A 23,324-nucleotide genomic window follows, 5' to 3' on the forward strand; every position below is an offset into this window, starting at 1 on the left:
GACCAGGCGTTGCAGCTGCGTCACGTGGCCCGGCTCCAGTTCGTCGAGGGTGGCGACGCCGAGGAGGCGCATGGTGCGTTCGATCTGGTCGGTGAGGATCTGGATCATGCGGTCGACGCCGGCTTCGCCGCCGGCCATCAGGCCGTAGAGGTAGGCGCGGCCGACCATGGTGAAACGTGCGCCGAGGGCGACGGCGGCCACGATGTCGGCGCCGGACATGATGCCCGTGTCGAGGTGCACCTCGGTGTCGTTGCCGACCTCCTTGACGACCTGCGGCAGGAGGTGGAAGGGGACGGGGGCGCGGTCGAGCTGACGCCCGCCGTGGTTCGACAGCGTGATGCCGTCGACGCCCATCGACGCGAGTCGCTTCGCGTCCGCCAACGACTGCACGCCCTTCACGACGACCTTGCCGGGCCACTGGTCACGGATCCACTCTAGGTCCTCGTAGGTGACCGTCGGGTCGAACATGTGGTCGAGCAGTTCACCGACCGTGCCGGACCAGCGGTCGAGGGAGGCGAACGCGAGGGGTTCGGTGGTGAGGAAGTCGAACCACCACCAGGGGCGGGGTACCGCGTTGACGATGGTCTTCACGCCGAGCTGCGGCGGGATGGAGAACCCGTTGCGCTTGTCCCGGAGGCGGGCGCCGGCGACGGGGACGTCGACGGTGACGAGCAGCGTGTCGAAGCCGGCGCGAGCAGCCCGCTCCACCAGCGCCATGCTCTTGTCGCGGTCCTTCCACATGTAGAGCTGGAACCAGTTCCGGCCGTGCGGGTTCGCGGCCTTGACGTCCTCGATCGCTGTGGTGCCCATGGTCGACAGGGAGAACGGGATGCCGGCGCGTCCTGCGGCGCGGGCGCCGGCACGCTCACCCTCGGTCTGCATCATGCGGGTGAACCCGGTCGGCGCGATCCCGAACGGCAGCGCGGTCGGCGCGCCCAGCACATCGCGTGCAGTCGAGACGCGGGACACGTCACGCAGGATCGCGGGGGTGAACTCGATGTCCTCGAACGCCTGCCGGGCACGGGCGAGTGAGATCTCGGCCTCGGCGGCACCTTCGGTGTAGTCGAATGCGGCCTTCGGGGTGCGTCGGGCGGCGATCTGGCGGAGGTCCCAGGTCGTCAACGCCTGCTCGAGCCGCTGCCGCCGACCCGGCAGCGAGGGCTTCTTGAACTGCATGAGCGGCGCCAGGTCACGCACGCTCGGGAACTGCCGCTGCACACGGGTGCGGCTGGCGGACGCCGAGCCTGCCGAGGCAGCCGGAGCGCCGGTCGCGGGGTCGACGCGGGAGTGGTCGTCGGTGGTGGTCATGCGTTGCTCCTGACGGTGGTGCGGTGGGGGCGGGCGTCCGAGCCCGGCGTGGGGGAGTAGCGGCTGGGTTCGACGGTGCGGGCGACGACGTCGCGGAGTGTCTCCAACGATGCACCTGCGAGGCCCGCGAGTCCGAGACTGCGCGCCTGGACGAGCACATTGCCGAGGGCGGTCGCCTCGACGGGCCCGGCGAGGACCGGCAGACCGGTGCGGTCGGCGGTCAGCTGGCAGAGCAGGGTGTTCTGCGAGCCGCCCCCGACAATGTGGACGGCGCGGACGTCCTTGCCGGTGACGTCGACGATGGTCCGCAGCGTCGACGCGTACGCGGCGGCGAGGGACTCGAGGATCGACCGGACGAGCTCGGCCCGTGACGTCGGTGCCAGGACTCCGTGATCGGCGCACCATGCCGCGATCCGGGCCGGCATGTCGCCCGGCGGGGTGAACGCGTCGTCGGCGACGTCGAACACGGGCACCGGGGTGGTGACGGCCGCGGCGGAGGCGAGGAGCGCCTCCAGGTCGATGCTCTCGCCACCGCGTTCCCAGGTGCGGACGCTCTCGGACAGCAGCCACAGGCCCGACACGTTCTTGAGGAAGCGGACGCGTCCGTCGACGCCGCCCTCGTTGGTGCAGTTCGCCTCGCGCGCCGCGTCGGAGAGCACCGGGTGCTCCAGTTCGACGCCGACCAGGGACCAGGTACCGGACGAGATGTAGGCGAAGTCCGGGTCCGTCGCGGGGACCGCGACGACGGCGGACGCCGTGTCGTGCGACCCGACGAGCGTGACCGGGACGGGACCGCCGAGGGCGGGCAGGAGCGTGCCGAGTCGGTCGCCCGGGTCGCGGAGCGCGGGCAGCAGGTCGGCCGGGAGGCCCATGGCGGCCACCAGGGTCGGGTCCCAGTCGCGGGTGGTCGCGTCGAGCAGCCCTGTGGTCGAGGCGTTGGTGCGCTCCGCGGCCTCGACGCCGGTGAGCCAGTAGCCGAGTAGGTCCGGCACGAGGAGTGCCCGGTCCGCCAGTGCTGCGTCGGGATCGGCGGCGAGCTGGAACACCGTGTTGAACGGCAGGTGCTGCAGACCGTTGCGGGCGTACAGCGCTTCCGCGGACACCTGGGCGTGGACCGTCCCGACCCCCCGCTCGTGCCGCGCGTCCCGGTAGTGGGACGGCAGCCCGAGCAGTCGCCCGCCCCTGAGCAGTCCGTAGTCCACCGCCCAGGAGTCCACGCCGATGCTCGCGACCTCGGGGTGCCGCCGGAGTGCCTCACGGAGCCCCGTGGTGACCTGCCGGTAGAGCTCGACGACGTCCCAGTGCAGAGCCTGCCTGCCCTGCTCGTGGAGCGCGACCGGTCCGTTCGGGAACCGGGCGACGTGCTCCATCCGCACGTCGTCCCGTCCGACGTGGCCGACGATGACCCGGCCGCTCGTCGCACCGAGGTCGACCGCGGCGACGCCGCCGCTGGTGTGCATGTGCTGCTCGCTTCCGGGATCAGCGCAGGAACGCGGCGGCGACGCCGGCGTCCACCGGGACGTGCAGACCGGTCGTGTGCGAAAAGTCGGACGTGCAGATGGCGTACACGGCGTTCGCGACGTTCTCGGGGACGACCTCGCGCTTCAGGATCGTGCGCTGCGCGTAGAACTTCCCGAGGTCCTGCTCGTCGATGCCGTACGTCTTCGCGCGGTTCGCACCCCAGCCCGAGGCGAAGATGCCCGAGCCACGGACGACGCCGTCGGGGTTGATGCCGTTGACGCGGATGCCGTACTCGCCGAGCTCGGCTGCGAGGAGGCGCACCTGGTGGGCCTGGTCGGCCTTGGTGGCGGAGTAGGCGATGTTGTTCGGACCGGCGAACACCGAGTTCTTGCTCGAGATGTAGACGATGTCGCCGCCGAGGCCCTGCTCGATGAGCACCTTCGCCGCTGCCTTCGACACGAGGAACGATCCCTTGGCCATGACGTCGTGCTGGAGGTCCCAGTCCTGCTCGGTCGTCTCTAGCAGGCTCTTGCTGAGGCTGAGTCCGGCGTTGTTCACGACGAGGTCGAGCCCGCCGAAGTGCAGCAGGGTCTCCTGGATCGCGCTGTCGATCGCGTCCGCGCTGGTGACGTTCGCCACCACACCGATCGCCCGGTCCGGTCCCCCGATCTCGGCTGCGGCCTCCTGCGCCTTGGCGAGGTCGAGGTCGGCGATGACGACCGCGGCGCCCTCGGCTGCGAGACGCTTCGCGATCGCCTTGCCGATGCCCGACGCGGCACCGGTCACGAGGGCGATGCGGGTCGCGAGGGCCTTCGGCCTCGGCATCCGCTGCAGTTTCGCTTCCTCCAGAGCCCAGTACTCGATGCGGAACTTCTCCGCCTCGTCGATCGGAGCGTAGGTGGACAGCGCCTCGGCGCCGCGCATGACGTTGATCGCGTTGACGTAGAACTCGCCGGCGACGCGGGCGGTCTGGGCGTCCTTGCCGTACGAGAACATCCCGACGCCCGGCACCAGGACGATGAGCGGGTCGGCGCCGCGGATCGCCGGGCTCGTCTCGTCGGCGTGCCGGTCGTAGTACGCCTGGTAGTCGGCGCGGTACTGCTCGTGCAGCTCGTGCAGGCGGGCGGTCTGCTCCTCGACGCTCGCCGTCGCCGGCAGGTCGAGGATGAGCGGCTTGACCTTGGTGCGGAGGAAGTGGTCCGGGCAGCTCGTACCGAGTGCCGCCAGTTCCTCGGCTCGCTCGCTCGCGAGGAAGTCGAGCACGACGTCGCTGTCTTCGAAGTGGCCGACCACGGGCTTGTCGTGTCCGGCGATGCCCCGGATGGTCGGCGCGAGGGCGGCGGCGCGCTGCTTGCGCTCGGCCTCGGGAAGCGCCTCGAAGCCGGGCCGAGTCGAGCCGAACGGCCGGTCCTTGCCGTGCTCGGCGATGTACTGCTCGGCGGTGTCGATGATCCACCGGGAGTTCGCCTCGGCCTCGGCGGAGGTGTCCCCCCACGCGGTGATGCCGTGTCCGCCGAGAATCGTGCCGATCGCCTCGGGGTGCTGCTCCTTGATCGCGGCGATGTCGAGCCCGAGCTGGAAGCCGGGTCGACGCCACCGCACCCAGACGACCTTCTCGCCGAAGATCCGCTCGGTCAGCGCCGGCCCGTCGGCCGCGGTCGCGATCGCGATCCCGGCGTCGGGATGGAGGTGGTCGACGTGCGCAGCGTCGACGAGGGCGTGCATCGCGGTGTCGATCGACGGCGCGGCACCGCCCTTGCCGAAGAGCGTGTGATCGAACGCGGCGACCATCTCGTCCTCGCGCTCGACCCCGGGGTAGACGTTCCGCAGTGCGCGGACCCGGTCGACGCGCAGGACCGCGAGGCCCTCCGGCGTCAGGGTGCCGAGGTCGCCCCCGGAGCCCTTCACCCAGAGCAGCTCGACCGGTTCGCCCGTGACCGGGTCGTTGTCGGTGCCCTTCGCGGACGTGTTGCCGCCCGCGTAGTTCGTGATCCGGGGGTCGGAGCCGAGCGCGTTGGAGCGCGCGATGAGCGCGCTGACCGTGTCGTCCGCGGTGGTGTCGTGCGTTGCGGGGTCCACCCGTGCCTCCAGGTCGTTGATCGTCATGGGTCTACGCGCCCCAACCGGCCTGGACGCCGCCGACGCGGTCCTCGGCAATCCGCTGCTGGTAGCCGGAGTCGAGGTAGGCGCGCATCGGGTCCGCGGGGAGCCCCCGGGACTCGCGCCACGCGGCGAGGTCCTTGCGGACGTCGGTCTGGAACGCGTCCATGAAGACCTCGTTCGCGCGGAGGACGTCGTGCGCCTCCTGCGCGGCGGTCAGCGCGACGCGGTCGAGGAGCAGCGCCCGCGCGGTCATCTCCTGCACGTTGAGGACCGAGCGGATCTGGCCGGGGATCTTGTCCTCGACGTTGTGGCACTGGTCGAGCATGAACGCCACGTCCGGGTTGTCGTAGCCGCCGCCGCGGATGACCTCGACGAGGATCCGGAAGAGCTGGAACGGGTCGGCTGCGCCCACGATGAGGTCGTCGTCGGCGTAGAAGCGCGAGTTGAAGTCGAACGAGCCGAGCTTGCCGAGTCGGAGGAGCTGCATGACGATGAACTCGATGTTCGTGCCGGGGGCGTGGTGCCCGGTGTCGAGGCACACCATCGCCTTGTCACCGAGCGCCGCGGTCTGCACGTAGCTCGTGCCCCAGTCCGGGACGTCCGTGTGGTAGAACGACGGCTCGAAGAACTTGTACTCGAGCACGAGCCGCTGGTCGTCGCCGAGCCGGTCGTAGATCGTCGACAGGCTGTCGTGGAGGCGGTCCTGGCGGGAGCGCATGTCCTCCTGGCCGGGGTAGTTCGACCCCTCGGCGAGCCAGATCTTCAGGTCGCGGCTGCCGGTGGCGTCCATCACGTCGATGCACCGGAAGTGGTGGTCGATCGCCTTCTGCCGGACGCTCGCGTCGGTGTGGGTCAGCGCACCGAACTTGTAGTCGTCGTCCTGGAACGTGTTCGAGTTGATCGTCCCGAGCCGGACGCCGTGCTCCTCGGCGTGCCGCTTCAGGTCGGCGAAGTCGTCGACGAGGTCCCACGGGATGTGCAGCGCAACGGTCGGGGCGAGGCCCGTGTACTTGTGGACCTGGGCGGCGTCCGCGATCTTCTCGTACGGGTCGCGCGGCGTGCCCGGCGTGGAGAACACCTTGAAGCGGGTCCCGGAGTTGCCGAACGCCCAGCTCGGGAGTTCGATCTGCTGCCGTGCCAGTTGCTCGGCGATGCCGGCGAAGCTCGGGGTTGATGTCATCGTCGCACTTCCTCGTGTCGATTGAATCGTTTCACGTGGACACTAGCCCTCTGTGACGCGAAGAGCAAGCCATTCGGTGGATCTGTCCCCGTAGCCCGCTCCGGCCGGGAATCGATCGTGATTTTTCCTTGCAGTTCAGTGATGACGGCTGTACGTTTCCACCGGGTTCTCCTTGAAGCGTTTCAAAAGCGCTCCTGGCACGCGCTGTCGCGGCCTCGGACCTGACCGAAGTGTGTTCACTCAACGGAGAGGAACTGCCATGTCACCACGCCCACGAAGGGGTCGCGCCGCACTCGGCGCGGGACTCCTCGCCCTGGGGCTCGTCGCCGGAGGCCTCCAGGTGCTGCCGGCCTCCGCAGCCCCGGACCGGCCCGGCCCCGCCGGTACCGACCTGCGCCGCTGTCCCTGGATGAACCCACGCGAGTCCGCCGATCGGCGTGCCGACCGGCTCCTCACGGCCAGTTCCCTCGGCCAGCAACTCCGCTGGCTCGACGAGCAGGCGGCGAACAACCCGACCCAGACCGACTTCAGCGGTGTGACCTACCCCGCGCAGGTCCCGTGCACCCCTGTGGTGTCGTACGCCGACGGCCCGGACTACGTGCGCGGTCCCGCAGGAGTGACCGTCTTCCCCGCGCAGATCGCCCTCGCATCGTCCTTCGACACCGACCTGGCGCGGGCGAAGGGGGCCGCGCAGGCGGACGAGGCGTTCCGCTCCGGGAAGAACGGGTTGCTCGCTCCCGGACTGCACTCGAGTCGCACTCCGCTGTCCGGCCGCACACCGGACTACCTCGGTGAGGACTCCTACCTGGCCGGGCACCTCGCGGGCTCGCTCATCGACGGCATCCAGAACGGGAACCCGGACGAACCGGTGATGGCGGTGGTGAAGCACTACATCGCGAACGAGCAGGAACTCGACCGCCAGACCAGCTCGTCGAACATTGACGGCCGGACCCTCCGCGAGGTGTACGACCTGCCGTTCCGCATCGCCATCGACAGCGGCGCCCCGGCTGGTGTCATGTGCTCCTACAACCAGGTGAACGGGCAGTACGCCTGCGAGAACCCGCTGCTGAAGAATATCCTGAAGGGCGACGACGGCTTCGACGGCTACGTCGTGTCCGACTTCGGCTCCGTGCACTCGACGGGTCCCTCGCTCAACGCCGGTCTGGACCAGGAACTCAACCGACCGAAGTTCTACACGCCCGCCAACATTCAGGCGGCGATCGACACCGGGCAGGTGACGACGGCACAGGTGACCGCTGCGGCGCACCGCGTCGTCCGGTCGTACATCGCCGCCGGCCTGTTCGACCACCCGTTGCCCACCACCCCGTCGACCACGTCGAGCACGCCGGAGAACAAGGCCGTCGCTCGTCAGGTCGCGGAAGCCGGATCGGTCTTGTTGAAGAACGACGGCGGCGCGCTCCCGCTCGGTCGATCTGCGAAGAAGATCGCGGTAATCGGGGCGACCGCGTCCGCCACCCCGACGAACGGCATCAGCGCGGCGAGCGTCTGCGCGATGCCGAACTTCGGTCCTGCCGTGAGCTGCCCGAACGTGGTCGCTCCACTCGACGCGATCACGGCACGGGCAGCGAAGCTCGGAGCCATCGTGACCTTCGACCCAGGAACCGATCCGGCGAAGGCCGCCTCGGTCGCAGCGGCGGCGGACACCGTGATCGTCTTCGGCTACGCGCTCCAGGGCGAGGGCACCGACCGCACGACGCTGGCGCTCGACGGGAACGGTGACGCGCTCATCGACGCGGTCGCGAAGGCGAACCCGAACACCATCGCCGTCCTCGAGACGGGGACCGCCACGACGATGCCCTGGCTCTCCTCGGTCCGCGCGGTGGTCGAGGCGTGGTACCCGGGTGAACAGCAGGGCAACGCGCTCGCGCGGCTGCTCTACGGCGACGTGGACTTCAGCGGCAAGCTGCCGATGACCTTCCCGAAGTCGCTCACCGACGTCCCCACCTCGACGCCCGCGCAGTACCCGGGACTCGTCGACGGGCAGGTCACACGGCCGACCGGCAGCACTGCCGTCCGCCAGGTCGCTTACTCGGAAGGGCTCGCCGTCGGACACAAGTGGTACGAGAGCAAGGGCATCGAGCCCCTCTTCGCCTTCGGCCACGGACTGTCCTACGCGTCGTTCTCGTACTCCGACCTGCGCGTCGAGCGGAAGGGGTCGGGCGACACCACGCGCATCTCCGTCCGGTTCACCGTCCGGAACACCGGCAAGGTCGCAGGGACCGCGACTCCCCAGGTGTACCTGACGCTGCCCCCGGCTGCCGGCGAACCCGGGAAGCGGCTCGTGGCGTTCTCCGACCGGGCCCTCCGCCCCGGGGAGCGGCGAACCGTCACCGCGACGGTGGACGCGAGGACAGCGGACGAACCACTCTCGGTGTGGGACACGACGGCGCACGACTGGGCCGTGGTGCCCGGCGTCGCCACGGTGTCGGTCGGCACCGCCGTCGACCAGCCGGTGCTCACGGCGACGGTGCGCGTCCGCTGACGTCGAACCCGGCAGACCGTGGGCGGGGTGCTCAGAGCCGCTCCGCCCACGGCGCCGTGGTCCGGGTCAGAGGACGGTCGACGGCTCGACACGGCTCGGCCGGGGCGCGTCGTCATCCGCCTTGCGCAGGCGCGCCACCCACAGCAGGCCGATGAGGGCCGCGACGACCACCGACGCGAACAGGATCACGAAGAGTGATCGGGCACCGACGGCGGCGAGGGCCGGGGTCACCAGTGCGACGGCAGCGGCGACCGCCCGGGTGAACGCGATCGCGATCCCCTGCGCAGTGCTCCGGTACAGGGTCGGGAACAGTTCCTGCGACCAGACCTTGAAGATCGGCTCGCCGGCCATCGGGCCACCCAGCGCGGAGAGGAAGCTCACTGCGATCATCGTCCCGATGTTGACGCCGAGCAGCGCCGGTGTCGCGTACGCGGCCGCAGCGACCGCGGCGCCGATCCCGAACACGAGCATCCGCCACCGGGTGTCCATGAACTTCACCACGAACACCATGGCCAGGAGGTTGAAGGCGTACGAGCAGAGACTGATGACCGATGCCGTGGAGACCGTCGAGTGCGCAACGTTGACGTACAGGTAGGTGCTGAACTGCCCGAGTGTGTTCCCGGTGATGTTGCCGATCGCGTAGAAGAGCGCGATCGCGACGAGCGGGATGACGTACCGAGTCCGCAGCAGCTGTCGGAGCACGTTGACCGAGACGACCTGCTGTTCACCGATCTCCGCCGCGCTCGCCGCGTCCTGCGCGTGCCGGGTGTCGATCGTCTGCGTCGCGGCGGTCTTCGCTTCCGTCCAGGCTTCGGACTCCGGGATCCCCGCGCGGAGGACGAGGACGACGAGCGCGATCACGAGGAGGACGCCGTACATGACGTGGGCCCCGGTGGCACCCATGCCACCGACGAAGATGCCCAGCGCGGTCGGGACCAGGATCCCGCCGATCCACAGGAAGTGTGTCGAGCTCACCGCACGGCCTCGTGCGCCCCGCTTCGCGCTCTCCCCGATCATCGCGAGCGAGACCGGGAGGTCGGCGCCGGTCGCGAGACCGAGGAGCGCGAGGCCGACGTAGAGCCATGCGGCGGACAGCCCGACCGTGGCGATCGCCGCGCCGATCGCATACACGATCATCGTGACTGTGAAGACGCGCCGCCGACCAAACGAGTCGCCGAGCCGTCCGCCGACGAGGGCACCGATCGCGATCGTGATCGTCAGCAGTGCCGACATCTGCGCGATCGCCGCCCCGTCCAGGCCGAGTCGGTCCTGGTACAGCACCAGTGCCGTACCGGTGGTCACGATCGCTCCGGCATCGAGGAACGATGCCATCCCCGCGACGAAGGTGACCCAGCCCGGTCGGACGGTCCGTTGAACACGTGCGCTCACATCAGCTCCTCTTCGAGTGTGTATCGATCTACACAGTGTAGCCGTTGAAACGGTTCATCGAGACCACGAGAGGAACGCGCGGAGCTCGGCTCACCGCCGCGGTCGAACCAGGCTCGACCTGCGGACACGGAGCGCGGGTGCGAGGACCTCGTCGACGGCTTCCGTCCGGCCGTCGATCCGAGCGAGCAGGTGTCTCGCGGCCGCGGCACCGAGCGCGGCGCCGTGCTGGTCGACGGACGTCAGCGCCAGCGCCGGGTGCGCGCCGAGCCCGGACCCGTCGTACCCGACGAGCGCGACCTGATCGACCAGACCGAGCTCCGTCAGCGACCACAGCGCGCGGATGCCGAGCCCGTCGTCCGCGGCGAAGAGCGCTGTCGGGTGGTGCTCGGCGAAGAGCAACTCGGCCATCGCGGCGTCGACGTCGTCCTGTGCTGTCGAGCGGACGTGGGCGGTGTGCGGGTGGACCTCCGGGAACCGCTCGGCCATGAACGATCTGTATGCCTGTGCCCGGATCCGGTGCGGATTGCCGTCGTCCGTTCCCACGACCTCGGCACGGACCGTCAGGTGTGCGATCCGTCGGTGCCCGAGCGAAGCGAGGTGCTCGAGCGCGAGGTGGGTCCCCGCGACGTCGTCGCCCACCACCGAGTCGTAGTGACCGCTCGGGTTGTGCCTGCCCATGAGCACGAGCGGGACGCGTCGGGCGATGGACTCCAGCTCGGGGCGCGGGACGAGTGGCGAGATCGCGATCAGACCGTCCACGTTCCGGTCGACCAGGGCGTCGAGGGCCCTGCGCCCGTGTCCGGAGTCGCTCGTCGCGGGCGCGAGGACCAGCTGGTAGGGGCTCGTCGCGATCGTCGCGGTGATGCCGGCGAGGACCTCGTCGAAGAACGGGTTCCCCACGGACACGAGCTCGACGCCGATCGTCCACCCTCGTCCGCGGAGCGCTCTCGCCGCGGCGCTCGGTCGGTAGTCGAGCGAGCGGATCGCGGCCTCCACGCGCTCCCGCATCCCCGGACTCACGCCGTACGCGCCGCGGAGCACCTTCGACACTGCTGCTCGCGACACCCCGGCGAGTTCCGCGACGTCGGTGATCGTCGGTGGGCGGCTGGTGCTCATCGCTCCCCTGTGAGGGTGTGGGAGGTCAACTATAGTGCTGGGATCGACGTAGATCGATACACGAAGGGGACGCCATGGATCGCAAGCCGACGACCGCTGCCGACATCCGTGCTGCTGCGGCTGCGTGGTCCCCCCGCCCGCACGGCGTTGCTGCGGGCGCTCGCGCCTCGACGTCGTCCGGTGTCCGGTGGGCGTACCTGCCCGGTACCCGTGCGAGTGCGGTCCGCGACCGTCTCGTGCGCGAAGGGTTCGCCGCGAACCGGTTCGTGCACTACTCGGAGAACTTCGAGGAGGTCCCACGCACGGTGGAGTTCCGGTGGGCGTCCGATCAGCCGACGATCGTGGTCGGTTCCGGCAGGGTGTCCGCGATCGACGGCTGCGACCTGCAGGCCCTGGACGGGGAGCGCTACCGGGTGCAGGGCGGTTCGACGCTCGCGGTCCGGGTCGAGGTCGGTCCCGGCGCCGTGCCCGCACTCGGCTTCGCGTCCTCCGTCCCGGCGGTCGTCGCCCGCGCGGCTCCGGACGACGAGGACGTCGACGCAGAGGTGGTCGAGGGTGGCGTCCGCGCCCCGCACCTCGAGTCCGAACCGGTCGTGCACGTGGAGATGGGTGCCGTACCCGGCCGGGAGGGGCTGTGGGATGCAGGGGCGACCGTCCTCGGCCGACCGGTGTTCTCGGCGTCCGGACACCCGGTCGTCCGGAGCGGGGAGTCCCCTGACGAGGCGCTGGCCGACTCGGTCCACGAGACCCGGCACGACGTCGTCGAGATCGCTCCCGGGCGCTGGACGACACGGCACCGACTCGGCTTCCGCTTCCTCCGCGTCGACGGCGTGACCACGACCGGGGTGACGGTCGAAGCGAACTTCCGGCCGCCGCGCGAGGACCCGGGCGCGTTCGTGTGTTCCGACGACGGCCTCAACCGCATCTGGGCCGCCGCGTCGTACACCGTGCACCTCTGTGCGCAGGGGTTGATGCTCGACGGCGTCAAGCGTGACCGGATGCCCTGGATGGGTGACCAGGCCCTCAACATCGTCTCGAACGCGTACACGCTCGCGGACGGGCCGCTGGTCGTCGACGGCCTCGTCGCCCTCGGACGGGTGCGCGACGGCTACGTGAACGGGCTCGCGGACTACTCCCTATGGTGGGTCATCGCGCAGTCGGTGGCGCTCCGGTACATCGGGACCGAGTCGCACCTCACTGCGGAGGCCGATCGGATCGACGCCTTCGTGCGGGGGTTGGCACGACAGACGACGGACTCGGGGGTGTTCCGTCCGGTGCGCGACGAGACCGCCTTCGCGGGGCTCGACACACCGGTCCTGATCGACTGGGGCGTCGACATCGAGCCGGACCGTGACCTCGGCGCGCTGCAGGTCCTCTGGTACTGGGCGCTCCGCAGCGCTGACGAGGTCCTCACGACCGTGGGACACCCTGGTGCCGCCCGCTGGGCTGCGCTCGCGGACCGGGTCGCCGAGGTGCTGCGCTCGCGGTGCTGGGATGCCGATCGCGGGGTGTGGCGCACCTACCTCGACGACGACGCGAACGACGAGGACGTCCCGTCGCCGTACCCGGCGTTCCTCGCCTTCCTCGCCGGCTTGACGCCACCCGGCGAGCAGCCGTCCGAACTGGTCGACGCCCCGGTCGGCACCCCGTTCATGAACGGCTTCGCCCTCCTCGCGCGTGCCCGGTCGGGTGATCCGGCAGGCGCGGTCGACCGGCTCCGCGCGCTCTGGTCGCCGATGCTCGACGCGGGCGCGACGACCTTTTGGGAGGAGTTCACCGCTCCGGGGCACTCGGACTGGGAGATGTACGACCGCCCCTTCGGGAAGAGCCTCGCTCACGCGTGGGGAGCGGCACCGGCCGCGATCCTCCCGGAGGCCGTCCTCGGCGTCCGCCCCGCCGCGGCCGGGTGGGACCGCTTCACGGTCGATCCCTCGCTCGGCGGCCTGGAGTGGGCGTCCGCCGTGGTCCCGACGCGTCACGGTGCCGTCGTGGTCGTCGCGGACCGGTCGGAGTGCGTCGTCGAGGTCCCCACGGGGACGACCCTCGAGACCTGCGACGGTGTCGTGCCCGGGCCGGCCGTCGTCACGCTCGCGTGCTCGGGGGAGTGGCGGGGCACGGAGGACCGCCGAGGTGCCGTCGTCGCGCGGTGACGGTCGTCGTCCGGGACGGGTCGGTCCCGTCGACGACCTGCGTGCGCCGGGTCAGCCCGCCGGGTCTGGTCCGGCGTCGTCCGGACTGAGATCGACGTACACCTGCAGGTGCCCCTCGACCTCTGCGGCGTAGTCGATCGTCGGGTCGAGGAGGAACTGCAGCGCCAACCCCTCCCTGAAGCCGCAGAGGTGCAGGGCCGCACGGGCGAACGGGACGTCGGACCGGTAGCGCCCGGCACCCGCAGCGTGATCGAGCTCGCTCACGAAGCGTGTCCGGACGTCGGAGTACCAGCGGCGGTAGTACCCGTGTGCCGGGTTGTCCGGGGCGGTCGCGTCCGACTCGAGTCGGTAGAACATGCGGAGCCGGACGGGATTCGCCGCATCGCGCACGGCGAGCGCCACGAGTCCCCGGAAGAACGCGACGCCCTCGCTCCGCTCGAGGTCGAACTCGTCGGCCGAGGAGCCCACGTTCTGGTCGAGCACCGCCTCGAGCAGTGCCGCCTTCTCCGGGTAGTGGTACAGCAAGGCCTGGTGGGAGGTCCCAGCGCGTGCGGCGATGTCCCGGAGCGATGCGGCGTCGTAGCCGTTCGCGGCGAAGGCTGCCTCGGCCGCCCGCAGGATCTGACGACGGCGCTGTTCGGTCGCGTGCGCCCGTCCCGTGACCTTCCGGCGGACAGGGACCACGTCATCGAACGGCACGGCCCCAGTCTGGCGCAATTTCGTTCGACGGCGGTTTTCCGCAATTTTACCAGGTGGCAAAAGTTTTTCTACCACCTGGCAAAACGCTGTGCTACCGTCCAGGAAGTCCCCCGAATGCGGGGCAGGACCGGCTCTGGTGACTTCGTCTCCGGTCCTCCGCAACATCACTTCGAGCCTCGAACAGATCGGACTCCCGTGCCCACCTCCCGTCCTCGCATCCCGTGGAGACCAGCGCTCGTCGTCGCGCTCTCCGCGACCCTCGTCCTGTCCGTCGCGACCGTCGCAGAGGCAGCCCCTAGGCAGCCGTGGATGAACACGCGTCTGTCCGCTGACCAGCGCGCCGACCTCCTGGTCAAGCGACTCACGCTCGACCAGAAGATCGAAGTACTCGTCCAGACCGGCGGCGAAGGCGTCCCGGAGTACGGGATCCCGGCCATCCGAGGCAAGGACGCGTCGAACGGGATCGGTCTTAGCAACCCGACCACGGCGCTCCCCGTCGGACTCGCCCTGGCGTCGACCTTCGACGACGGGCTCGCCGAGCAGTACGGTGCCGTCGCCGGCCGCGAAGCGCGCGCATCCGGGTTCAACTCGGCCGCAGCGCCGTCGGTCGACCTCGCCCGCAACCCCTGGAACGGCCGCGGGTGGGAGAGCGCGGGTGAGGACCCGCTGCTCACCGGTAACATCGGCACCGCCGAGGTGCAGGGCATCCAGTCCGAGCGCATCCCCGCCGAGGTCAAGCACTACAACGTCTACAACCAGGAGAGCCGGCGCGCCCACGTCGACGCCGTCGTCGACGAGCGGACGCTGCAGGAGGTCTACACACGGCCCTGGGAGAAGATCGTCCAGGAAGCCCAGCCCGGCTCGGTGATGTGCTCGTTCAACAAGATCAACGGCGAGTACGGCTGCGGGAACAAGACCCTGCTCAACGACATCCTCAAGGAGCAGCTGGGCGCGAAGGGCTTCGTGCAGAGCGACTTCAACGCTGCGCACTCCCTGAGCGACTACGCCGCCGGTCTGGACACCTCCGGAGAGACGCTCCAGTTCTCGAGCACCGCGCTGAAGCAGGCCGTGGTCGACGGAACCGTCGCAGAGTCGACGGTGACCGCATCGGCGCGGCGCGTCCTCTGGTCGATGTTCCAGTACGGGATCATCGACTCGCCGCCCCCGGGCTCCTTCACCAACCCGCAACCCGCCTCTCCGACGCTCTCGCAGCAGGTGCTCAACGCCGGTGACGCCGTCTCGCAGAAGGTCGGAGCCGCCGGGACGGTGCTCCTCAAGAACGATCGGTCGCAGCTCCCGCTGACCAGCCGACAGAAGCGGATCGCCGTCATCGGCTCCGACGCCGACGCCTACATCGACGGCGGTGGGAGCGCGAGCGTCCCGACCCCGGCGAAGCTCACCACCATCGTCGACGGCATCACCGCACGTGCCGGCGGCCGTGCCTCCGTCCAGTACTCCGCAGGCACCGACCCGGTCAGCACGGGAGATACGCTCCCCGGCCCGGCGCCCGTCCCGTCGACGGTGCTCCAGGGTGTCCAGGCCTCGTACTGGCTGGGCGCGAACACCAACGAGGGCGACGCCTTCACGACGCGGCACGAACCGAACATCAACCTCCGGACGGGCCTCTCCAACGACACGGCGAACACGTCGCAGCTGCCGGGCCTGCCGATGCCGCTCCCGGTGAGCCCGATGACGGCGCGCTACACGGGCACAATGAACGTCCCGACGTCCGGTGCCTACGGGCTCTCGCTCTCGAGCCTCGGCACGTCGCGCCTGTACCTCGACGACCAACTCGTCCTCGAGAACGACGCGACCTCGTACGGGACGAAGTCGATCACCGTCCCGTTCAGGGCCGGGAAGCCGGTCTCGGTCCGCGTGGACTACACCACCGACGCACCCAACCAGTTCGACGGGTCGCTCAACGACCAGGCAGGTGCGATGATCCGCCTGGGCTGGACGCCGCCCGCCGGGGTGCAGTCCCCCGCCGTGCAACAGGCCGTGGCACTCGCCAAGCGTTCGGACGTCGCCGTCGTCGTGGCTCGCGACTACACCGGTGAAGCGGCCGACCGCGGCAGTCTGACGCTGCCGCAGGGACAGGACGCCCTCATCTCCGCGGTCGCGGCGGCGAACCCGCACACGGTCGTCGTCCTCGCCACGAGCGGCGCGGTCCTGATGCCGTGGCTCGACAAGGTGCCGTCCGTCATCGAGGCCTGGTACGGCGGACAGTCGCAGGGCAAGTCCGTCGCGAGCGTCCTTTGGGGTGACGTCAACCCCTCGGGCAGGCTCCCGATCACCTTCCCCGCAACGGAGGAACAGCCGACGGCGATCGGCGTCCAGAACTCCTTCAAGGACGTCAATGTCCTCAATCCGACGACGACGTACGCCGACGGGGTGAACATCGGGTACCGCGGCTACGCGGCGAAGCGCATCAAGCCGCTGTTCCCCTTCGGATCCGGACTGTCCTACACGACGTTCGACTACTCGAAGCTGAAGGCCGGCGACGTCCGCGTGGATTCGCCCGGTCGAGGCGGCGGAGCCGCCAAGAGCGCGTCGATCTCGGTCGAGGTCCGGAACGCCGGGCGGACCGCGGGGACCGAGACGGTCCAGGTCTACGTCGGCAAGCTCCCCGGACAGCCGTCCAGCCCGACGCGCGCCCTCGCCGGCTACGCACGGGTCGACCTGCAGCCCGGCAAGAAGGCGAAGGTCGACGTCGAGTTGGACAAGCGTTCGCTCCAGTACTGGGACACGGCGCGCGATGCATGGGTCACGCCGCGCGGATCGGTTCCGATCTACGTCGGGTCGAACGCCTCCGACGTCCGTCTCGCCGGGTCCGTCTCGCTCCGCTGACCTGACGGAGCACCACGGCAGGAGCCGTCCCTCACGGGGCGGCTCCTGCCGTGTCCCGTCGGGCGCCAGCGGCCTCGCAGGCACAGGCTGCCGAAGGCGCTCCCGACGACGGTCGTCGACCTCGTGGGTGATGCAGGGCAACGCTCCCGACGGCCGCCCGCAATGCGCCCGACCGGCGCAATCGGACGAGGGCTCCGACGTGAGCCTCCCGGAAACACGCCACCGCTGTCCTGGTCAGGACGTCGCGACACCCGCGACGAGCCGACCGAGAGGACCCCCATGATCACCCCGTACTCGGACGAAGCTCCCGACACCGCAGCGCTCCGCGAGGTGTTCTCCGGCTTCCCCTGCGGTGTCGCGGCACTCGCGGCCGTGGTCGACGGCGAGCCGACGGTGCTCGTGGCGTCGTCGTTCACCGTCGGCGTCTCCCAGACCCCGCCCCTCGTCATGTTCGCGGTCCAGCGGTCCTCGTCGACGTGGCCGGTCCTCGCCGGTGCGCCGACCATCGGCGTGTCCGTGCTGGGTGAAGCCCACGCCGACGTCACCCGCCAGCTCGCCTCGCGGAACAAGGCGTCCCGCTTCGACGGGGTGCGCACCCACCGGACGGAGTCCGGTGCGGTCTTCCTCGACGAGGCTCCGGTGCTCCTGGAGTGCGAGGTCGAGCACTGCTACCCGGCCGGCGACCACGAGATCGTCGTGCTCCGGGTCCTGGGGTTGCACGCGGACTTCCAGCACAGCCCGCTCGTCTGGCACCGCTCGGGCTTCGCCTCGCTCGCCGCCTGAGCGCAGCGCCGACGGCGGGACCGAGCGCAGCGCCGACGGCGGGACCGAGCGCAGCGCCGACGGCGGGACCGAGCGCAGCGCCGACGGCGGGACCGAGCGCAGCGCCGACGGCGTGACCGAGCGCAGCGCCGATCCGTCCGGCGTAATGCGGCGGTGACGTGTGCGGCACCGTCCGGAAATGCGCTGCCGATCGACTGACGGACGTCCGCACGCCCTCTGCCGGGCCGGACGCAGAACCAACGACCACCCGGAGGTCACCCGGAATCGGACCGGGGACCCCGCAAGCGAAAGGCACCAACGTGTTCCACATGGGTTGGTTCCTCGGTATGGGCTTCGGCTCCTACGGATGGAACAAGCAGTGGTCCGGCAACGCAGGGAAGGACCTGGCGAACCCGCAGCTGTTCGTCGACATGGCGACCTCGCTCGAGCGGGCCGGGTTCGACTACATGATGATGGAGGACTCCTCGGTCATCCCGGACACCTACCGCGGCACGCTCGACGAGTCGCTCCGCGCCGGCATCGTCCGCATGGACCCGATGCCCCTCATCCCGCTGCTGGCCGAACGGACGTCGAAGCTCGGCATCATCGCGACCGCGGCGACGACCTTCTACCCGCCGTTCCTCGCGGCCCGGCTGCTCAACACCCTCGACCACCTGTCGAACGGGCGCGTCGGGGTGAACCTCGTCACGGCGTCCCCGGACGCGGCGGCGCAGAACTACGGCTACGAGAAGCACTTCGAGCACGACCAGCGGTACGTCATGGCCGACGAGTGGGTGCGCGCCGTGAAGTCGCTCTGGGACACGTGGGAACCGGGCTCGCTGGTCCTCGACGAGGCGACGAACACCTTCGCGGACCCGTCCAAGGTGCACCACGCCAACTTCGAGGGGCAGTTCTACAAGACCCGCGGTCCGCTCAACACCGTGCCGTCGCCGCAGGGGCACCCGGTGATCTGCCAGGCCGGCGGTTCCCCGGCCGGCATGGCCTTCGGCGCGAAGCACGCGGACACGATCCTTGCGTCGGTCGACGGTCCGGAGGCGATGCGGAAGTACCGCGAGGACATCCACGCACGGATGATCCAGGAGGGTCGCGACCCGTCCTCCGTGAAGATCCTGTTCCTGGTCGACCCGATCCTCGCCGACACGGACGCCGAGGCCGACGAGCGGCGACGGCGTCGCGACGAGGCCGCGGTCACCAACGTCGACGCCGCGCTCATGCGGATGTCGTACATCTCGGGGCTCGACTGGTCGAAGTACGACCTCGACGCGCCGATCCCGGACATCGACGGCAAGCACAACGGGCACCAGAGCGTCGTCGACGACTTCGTGCGCGCCGCGAAGGGGAAGACCCTCCGCGAGGCCCTCGCCGGTCAGCGTCGTGGCACCGAGTCCGTGGACATCTGGGGTTCGCCCGCGACGGTGGCCGCGAAGATGGACGAGGTCATGCAGGAGGCCGGCGGTGACGGGTTCCTCATCGCGCTGCCGGTGACGCGCAAGAACATCACCGAGGTCTGCGACGGGCTCGCCCCCGAACTCCGACGCCGTGGCCTCATCCGGGACGGCTACGAGTTCGACACCTTCCGGGAGAACCTCTTCGCCTTCTGAACCCCACCACGCAGGACGCCCCGTCGCTCGCCAGCGACGGGGCGTCCTGCGTTCGCGTGCTGCGCAGCTGCCGGGAGGCACGGTGCGCGTCACAGGGGCCGGTCCGGGGCCGCCTCGGCCGGCCGGGAGGCGCGACCTGCGTTGCCGGGACGGTCCGGTCCGGTCCGACCGGGGAGGCCGGGAGGCGCGGCGCGCGTCGCGGGGCCTGGTCCGGTCCGACCGGGCACGTCGGGAGGCACGGCGCGTGTCGCGCGGATCAGCACGGCAGCAAGCGGCCGGCCGGGCACGGTCTCGGTGCGCGGTCCGCGGGACCGCGCAGCATCCTCCGGGCGTGCCCCGGCGTTCGCGGGTGAGCCACCCCGGGAACCGCCGGCCGTGCGCCGGGGGTGGGGCGTGCCTCCAGGCCGGTCGTGGTGATCGGTCGGGGACGCCACCGATCCGGACACACGACGACGCCCCCGTCCACCGGACGGGGGCGTCGTCGTCGATCAGCGAGCCGGGACGGCCACGGGGTCCAGCGACTCGACCGATGCGGCGGCGGGCAGCCGTCCGAAGAGCGCGTGCGCGGCCCGGGCGAACGCCCAGACGGTCACCATGACGGCGACCGCGGGCACCGCGGCAGCCCACCAGCGCCCGCTGAGCGCGTCGTCGGTCCCGGCGGAGAGCATCGCGCCCCACTCCGGTGTCGGCGGACGGAGGCCGACGCCCACGAAGCCGAGCGAGGCGGTCAGCAGGATGCTCGTCGCGAACAGGTAGGCCATGTTCTCGAGAGCTGCCCAGGTCGAGTTCGGCAGGACGTGCCGCACGAGGAGGTGCAGCTCGGTCTGACCGGACATCCGCGCGGCGTCGAGGTAGGCCTCGCCGCGGACCCGGAGCACCTCGACGCGGACGAGCCGCATCTGCACCGGGGCGAGCACGAGCGCCATCGCGACGGTGAGCGAGACGACCGAGGCACCGAAGAACGAGACCACGACGAGCCCGATGAGCAGGCCGGGGACCGCCTGCACGAGGTCGAAGGCCCGGGTCCCGGCGCGTGCGGCGAGACCGCCGACGCCCGGGGTCCGCTCCGCCGATCCGAGGACGAGGCCGGCCGCGATCCCGATCGCGGTGCAGAGCAACGATGCGGCGAGGGCGATCGTGAGGTCGTAGCGGGCGCCGTGCAGGACCCGCGACAGCACGTCGAGCCCGGCGGAGTCCGTACCGAGCAGGTGCGCTGCGCTCGGGGCCTCCGACGCGGGGCCGGAGACCCGGGTCGGGTCGAACGGTGCCAGCAGCGGAGCGGCGACCGCGAGCACGACGATCACCGCGGCGGGGACGAGCGCGCCGACCGGGACGCGGCGACGCGGGAGCCGAGCGCGGTACCGCCGCTCGAGGGGCCGGGACGAGGTGCCGGGGGAGAGGACGGCGGTCATGCGGAGGCTCCCGATCCCCCCGGACGACGCCGGGGATCGATCGCCATCGTCACGAGGTCGACGGCGAGGTAGACGAGCAGGGTCAGTGCGGCGATGACGAGCAGGAAGCCCTGCATCGCGGGGTAGTCGTTGGTCTGCACGGCCTTGACGGCGTACTGGCCGACCCCCGCGAACCCGAAGAGCGTCTCGAGGACGATCGTGCCGCCGATGAGGTAGCCGAACATCTGGCCGACCATCGTCACGACGGGCGGAGCCGCTCGGCGGTAGATGCTCGCGGTGGTGGCGAACCGTCCCGCGCCCGTGGAAACCCGGAACAGCGTGGCGGGGTCGTCTACGGCGGTGTGCAGGCTCGACACGAGGATCCGGACCACGACGGCCGACTGCGCGAGGGTCATCACGGCGAGCGGGATGACGAGGTGCGCCGCCATGGACGCGACACCGGGCCAGTACGCCTGCAGGACCGAGTCGAGGAACGGGAAGCCGGTGAGCGTCGTCTGCGTCGGCAGGTCGGTGGAGAGCCGGCCGAGGGGCGCGGGTGCCCAGTGCAGGACGGTGTAGAACACGAACAGCGCGGCCACCGCGAGCACGAACTCGGGCAGGGCGCCGGCCGCGCGGGAGTAGGTGGTCACGACCTTCGCCACGATGCTGCGCGGGTGGAACACGGTGACGTGGGCCAGGACGACGGACACCACGATCGTCAGCGACAGCCCCTGCACGGCGAGCTCGATCGTGCCGGGCAGCCGCTCCCCGAGCTCTCGGGAGACGCTCGCGCCGGTCTGGATCGACGTCCCGAGGTCGAGGTGCAGGAGCGCTCCGACGTACCGGACGAACTGCTGCCAGAGCGAACCGTCGAGGCCGAGGCTCCGCTGCATCGAGTCGTACGCCTGCTGCGTGTAGTTCGGGCCGAGGACGGAGGTGATCGGGTCGCCGGGCACCAGCCGGAGCAGGAGGAAGGTCACCAGGGTGAAGACCGCGAGGTGCACCGGCAGCATGGCCACCCGGGTCAGCCACCAGCGGTTGCGGCGCAGGACGTCAGGCAACGGCGGCCTCCTTCGTGGACGTGGTCGGCGCGTAGCCGGCCAACAGGCGTGTCGTGTACTCGTGCCGGGGTGCGGTCACGACGGTGCGGGCGTCGCCGCGTTCGACGAAGCGGCCGCGGTACATCACGCGAAGCTCGTCGGAGACGAACGCCGTGGCGGGGAGCCCGTGCGAGATGAAGACGATCCCGGCACCCGTGTCGGCGACGTACTGCTTGAGGAAGTTGAGGATGCCGCCCTGGACGGAGACGTCGAGCGCCGAGACCACCTCGTCGCAGATGAGCATCGAGGGACGGACCACGAGCGCCCGCGCGATCGAGAAGCGCTGGCGCTGGCCCCCGCTCACGGCTCCCGGTGCGCGGGCTGCGAGCGTCGGGTCGAGTCCGACCGCGAGCAGCGCCTCGTCCGCGCGCTCCCAGGCGTCCCGCGTCGACATCCCGAGCAGGTGCACCGCCGGGAACACGATCGACTCACGGAGGGACCGCTTCGGGTCGAACGAGGACGTCGTGTCCTGGCTGATCATCTGCACGGCCCGGCGGAAGGCCATCCGGCGATCCCGCGAGCGGAGGACGTCCGCCAGCTCCTCGCCGTCGTAGCGGACCGACCCGCTGCTCGCCGTCTCGAGACCGCAGAGGATCCGACCGAGCGTGGACTTGCCGGAGCCCGACTGCCCGATGATGCCGTAGGTGCGCCCGGGCGCGAACCGGTCGTCCACGCCGTCCACGGCGACGTGCGGGTGTCGACGGGAGCCGAACCGCTTGACGACCGCGCTGAGCTCGAAGCCGGTGCTCACGAGGTGACCTCCTGGGGTGTCGGGTGCTCCACGTAGTCCGCGAGCGTCGGCAGTGCTGCGTCGTCGAGGTGGTCGAACGACGGGACGCACGCGAGCAGTCCGCGTGCGTAGGGGTGGGTGGCGGTGTCGGCGAAGGTGGCCGACCGACCACCGTCGACGATCCGGCCCTGGTACATCACGACGGTCCGGTCGGAGAACTCCGTGCACATCGCGATGTCGTGGCTGACGATGAGCATCGCCGTCCCGATCTCGCGTCCGAGCTCGGTCATGAGCTCCATCGACAGCCGGGACAGCGCGGCGTCGAGCGCGCTCGTCGGCTCGTCCGCGATGAGCAGCCGTGGTGCCGAAGCCAGAGCGATCGCCAGCATCACTCGTTGCCGCATGCCGCCGGACAGCTCGTACGGTCGGGCTGCGACGACCCGGTCGGTGTCGTCGAGGCCGACCTTCCGGAGCCACTCCCGCGCGTCGGCCCTCGCGGCCCGACGGTTCGCACCGGTTGCGTGCCGGAGGACCGCGACGAGCTGCTCGCCGACGGTCCAGACCGGGTCGAGGGACGTGCTCGCGTCCTGGAACATCATCGTGACACCGGGCACGCGCTGCGGGAGCACCGCGCCGACCGAGCGGTCGATGCGTCGGCCGTCGAAGCACAACGAGCGCGCCTCGACGAGGGTGCCGGCGTCCGTGATGAGGCCGGCGATGCCGCGGGCGAGCGTCGACTTCCCCGAGCCGGACTCGCCGACGATCGCGACGGTCTCGCCGGCCGCGACGTGGAGCGAGACCCCGTCGACCGCGGGGGAGCCGGTGCCGGGGTAGCGGACGGTGAGGTCGTCGACCTGGAGCAGGGGGTGGGGCGGGGTGGTGCCGACGTCGCGCATGCGGGTCCTCTCGGGCGGTCGACGGACGGTGGGGGCCGGGCCCGCGCCGTGGGACGGCGCGGACCCG

General features: G+C 70.7%; 16 protein-coding genes. 5 read left to right on the top strand and 11 right to left on the bottom strand.

Annotation, left to right across the window (positions count from 1 at the left end; translation table 11 throughout):
• From ACSW7Y_RS04880 to rhaI, 4 genes are all read right to left on the bottom strand, one after another.
• A partial coding sequence (locus tag ACSW7Y_RS04880) for an alpha-hydroxy acid oxidase (protein WP_438125231.1) occupies positions 1-1,176 on the bottom strand: 1,176 nt, incomplete at its 3' end.
• Between the two features lie 128 nt (positions 1,177-1,304).
• Positions 1,305-2,768, bottom strand: coding sequence for a rhamnulokinase (locus tag ACSW7Y_RS04885; protein ID WP_438125211.1), 1,464 nt, complete (start codon positions 2,766-2,768; stop codon positions 1,305-1,307).
• A 19-nt stretch (positions 2,769-2,787) separates the two neighbouring features.
• Positions 2,788-4,875 (bottom strand): bifunctional aldolase/short-chain dehydrogenase, encoded by a 2,088-nt coding sequence (locus ACSW7Y_RS04890; RefSeq protein ID WP_438125212.1) that lies wholly within the window; start codon positions 4,873-4,875, stop codon positions 2,788-2,790.
• 4 nt (positions 4,876-4,879) lie between these two features.
• Positions 4,880-6,052 (bottom strand): L-rhamnose isomerase, encoded by a 1,173-nt coding sequence (gene rhaI / locus ACSW7Y_RS04895; protein WP_438125213.1) that lies wholly within the window; start codon positions 6,050-6,052, stop codon positions 4,880-4,882.
• A 259-nt stretch (positions 6,053-6,311) separates the two neighbouring features.
• On the opposite strand from rhaI, the gene ACSW7Y_RS04900 reads away from it, so the two are divergent.
• Positions 6,312-8,555: a beta-glucosidase gene (locus ACSW7Y_RS04900; RefSeq protein ID WP_438125214.1), complete on the top strand. Its 2,244-nt coding sequence runs from the start codon at positions 6,312-6,314 to the stop codon at positions 8,553-8,555.
• Positions 8,556-8,621: 66 nt separating this feature from the next.
• Here the strand turns inward: ACSW7Y_RS04900 and ACSW7Y_RS04905 are convergent, their stop codons facing one another.
• Positions 8,622-9,944, bottom strand: a complete 1,323-nt coding sequence (locus ACSW7Y_RS04905) for an MFS transporter (RefSeq protein WP_438125215.1) — start codon at positions 9,942-9,944, stop codon at positions 8,622-8,624.
• A 90-nt stretch (positions 9,945-10,034) separates the two neighbouring features.
• Positions 10,035-11,060, bottom strand: a complete 1,026-nt coding sequence (locus ACSW7Y_RS04910; protein ID WP_438125216.1) for a LacI family DNA-binding transcriptional regulator — start codon at positions 11,058-11,060, stop codon at positions 10,035-10,037.
• A gap of 74 nt (positions 11,061-11,134) precedes the next feature.
• Between ACSW7Y_RS04910 and ACSW7Y_RS04915 the strand changes: the two genes are divergently transcribed.
• Entirely contained in the window at positions 11,135-13,210 is a 2,076-nt protein-coding gene (locus ACSW7Y_RS04915; RefSeq protein WP_438125217.1) for an alpha-L-rhamnosidase C-terminal domain-containing protein, read from the top strand.
• Positions 13,211-13,261: 51 nt separating this feature from the next.
• On the opposite strand, the gene ACSW7Y_RS04920 is transcribed toward ACSW7Y_RS04915, so the two are convergent.
• Complete coding sequence (locus ACSW7Y_RS04920; RefSeq protein WP_438125218.1) at positions 13,262-13,909, bottom strand: TetR/AcrR family transcriptional regulator; 648 nt, start codon at positions 13,907-13,909, stop codon at positions 13,262-13,264.
• Between the two features lie 309 nt (positions 13,910-14,218).
• On the opposite strand from ACSW7Y_RS04920, the gene ACSW7Y_RS04925 reads away from it, so the two are divergent.
• From ACSW7Y_RS04925 to ACSW7Y_RS04935, 3 genes are all read left to right on the top strand, one after another.
• Entirely contained in the window at positions 14,219-16,756 is a 2,538-nt protein-coding gene (locus tag ACSW7Y_RS04925) for a beta-glucosidase H (protein WP_438125219.1), read from the top strand.
• Between the two features lie 279 nt (positions 16,757-17,035).
• Complete coding sequence (locus ACSW7Y_RS04930; protein WP_438125220.1) at positions 17,036-17,539, top strand: flavin reductase family protein; 504 nt, start codon at positions 17,036-17,038, stop codon at positions 17,537-17,539.
• A gap of 308 nt (positions 17,540-17,847) precedes the next feature.
• Positions 17,848-19,140 (top strand): NtaA/DmoA family FMN-dependent monooxygenase, encoded by a 1,293-nt coding sequence (locus tag ACSW7Y_RS04935; RefSeq protein WP_438125221.1) that lies wholly within the window; start codon positions 17,848-17,850, stop codon positions 19,138-19,140.
• Between the two features lie 488 nt (positions 19,141-19,628).
• Here the strand turns inward: ACSW7Y_RS04935 and ACSW7Y_RS04940 are convergent, their stop codons facing one another.
• Genes ACSW7Y_RS04940 through ACSW7Y_RS04955 form a run of 4 tightly spaced genes read right to left on the bottom strand, consistent with a single transcriptional unit; the run spans position 19,629 to position 23,257 of the window.
• Positions 19,629-20,552, bottom strand: coding sequence for an ABC transporter permease (locus tag ACSW7Y_RS04940; RefSeq protein ID WP_438125222.1), 924 nt, complete (start codon positions 20,550-20,552; stop codon positions 19,629-19,631).
• Positions 20,549-21,592, bottom strand: coding sequence for an ABC transporter permease (locus ACSW7Y_RS04945; protein WP_438125223.1), 1,044 nt, complete (start codon positions 21,590-21,592; stop codon positions 20,549-20,551). The genes ACSW7Y_RS04940 and ACSW7Y_RS04945 overlap by 4 nt, the downstream gene beginning before the upstream one ends.
• Positions 21,585-22,382 carry an ABC transporter ATP-binding protein gene (locus tag ACSW7Y_RS04950; protein ID WP_438125224.1) on the bottom strand — a complete coding sequence of 266 codons (798 nt, stop codon included), beginning with the start codon at positions 22,380-22,382 and terminating at the stop codon, positions 21,585-21,587. The genes ACSW7Y_RS04945 and ACSW7Y_RS04950 overlap by 8 nt, the downstream gene beginning before the upstream one ends.
• Positions 22,379-23,257, bottom strand: a complete 879-nt coding sequence (locus tag ACSW7Y_RS04955; protein ID WP_438125225.1) for an ATP-binding cassette domain-containing protein — start codon at positions 23,255-23,257, stop codon at positions 22,379-22,381. The genes ACSW7Y_RS04950 and ACSW7Y_RS04955 overlap by 4 nt, the downstream gene beginning before the upstream one ends.
• Positions 23,258-23,324 lie beyond the last annotated feature (67 nt).

This window comes from Curtobacterium flaccumfaciens, assembly GCF_051548005.1.
Taxonomy (GTDB): domain Bacteria; phylum Actinomycetota; class Actinomycetes; order Actinomycetales; family Microbacteriaceae; genus Curtobacterium.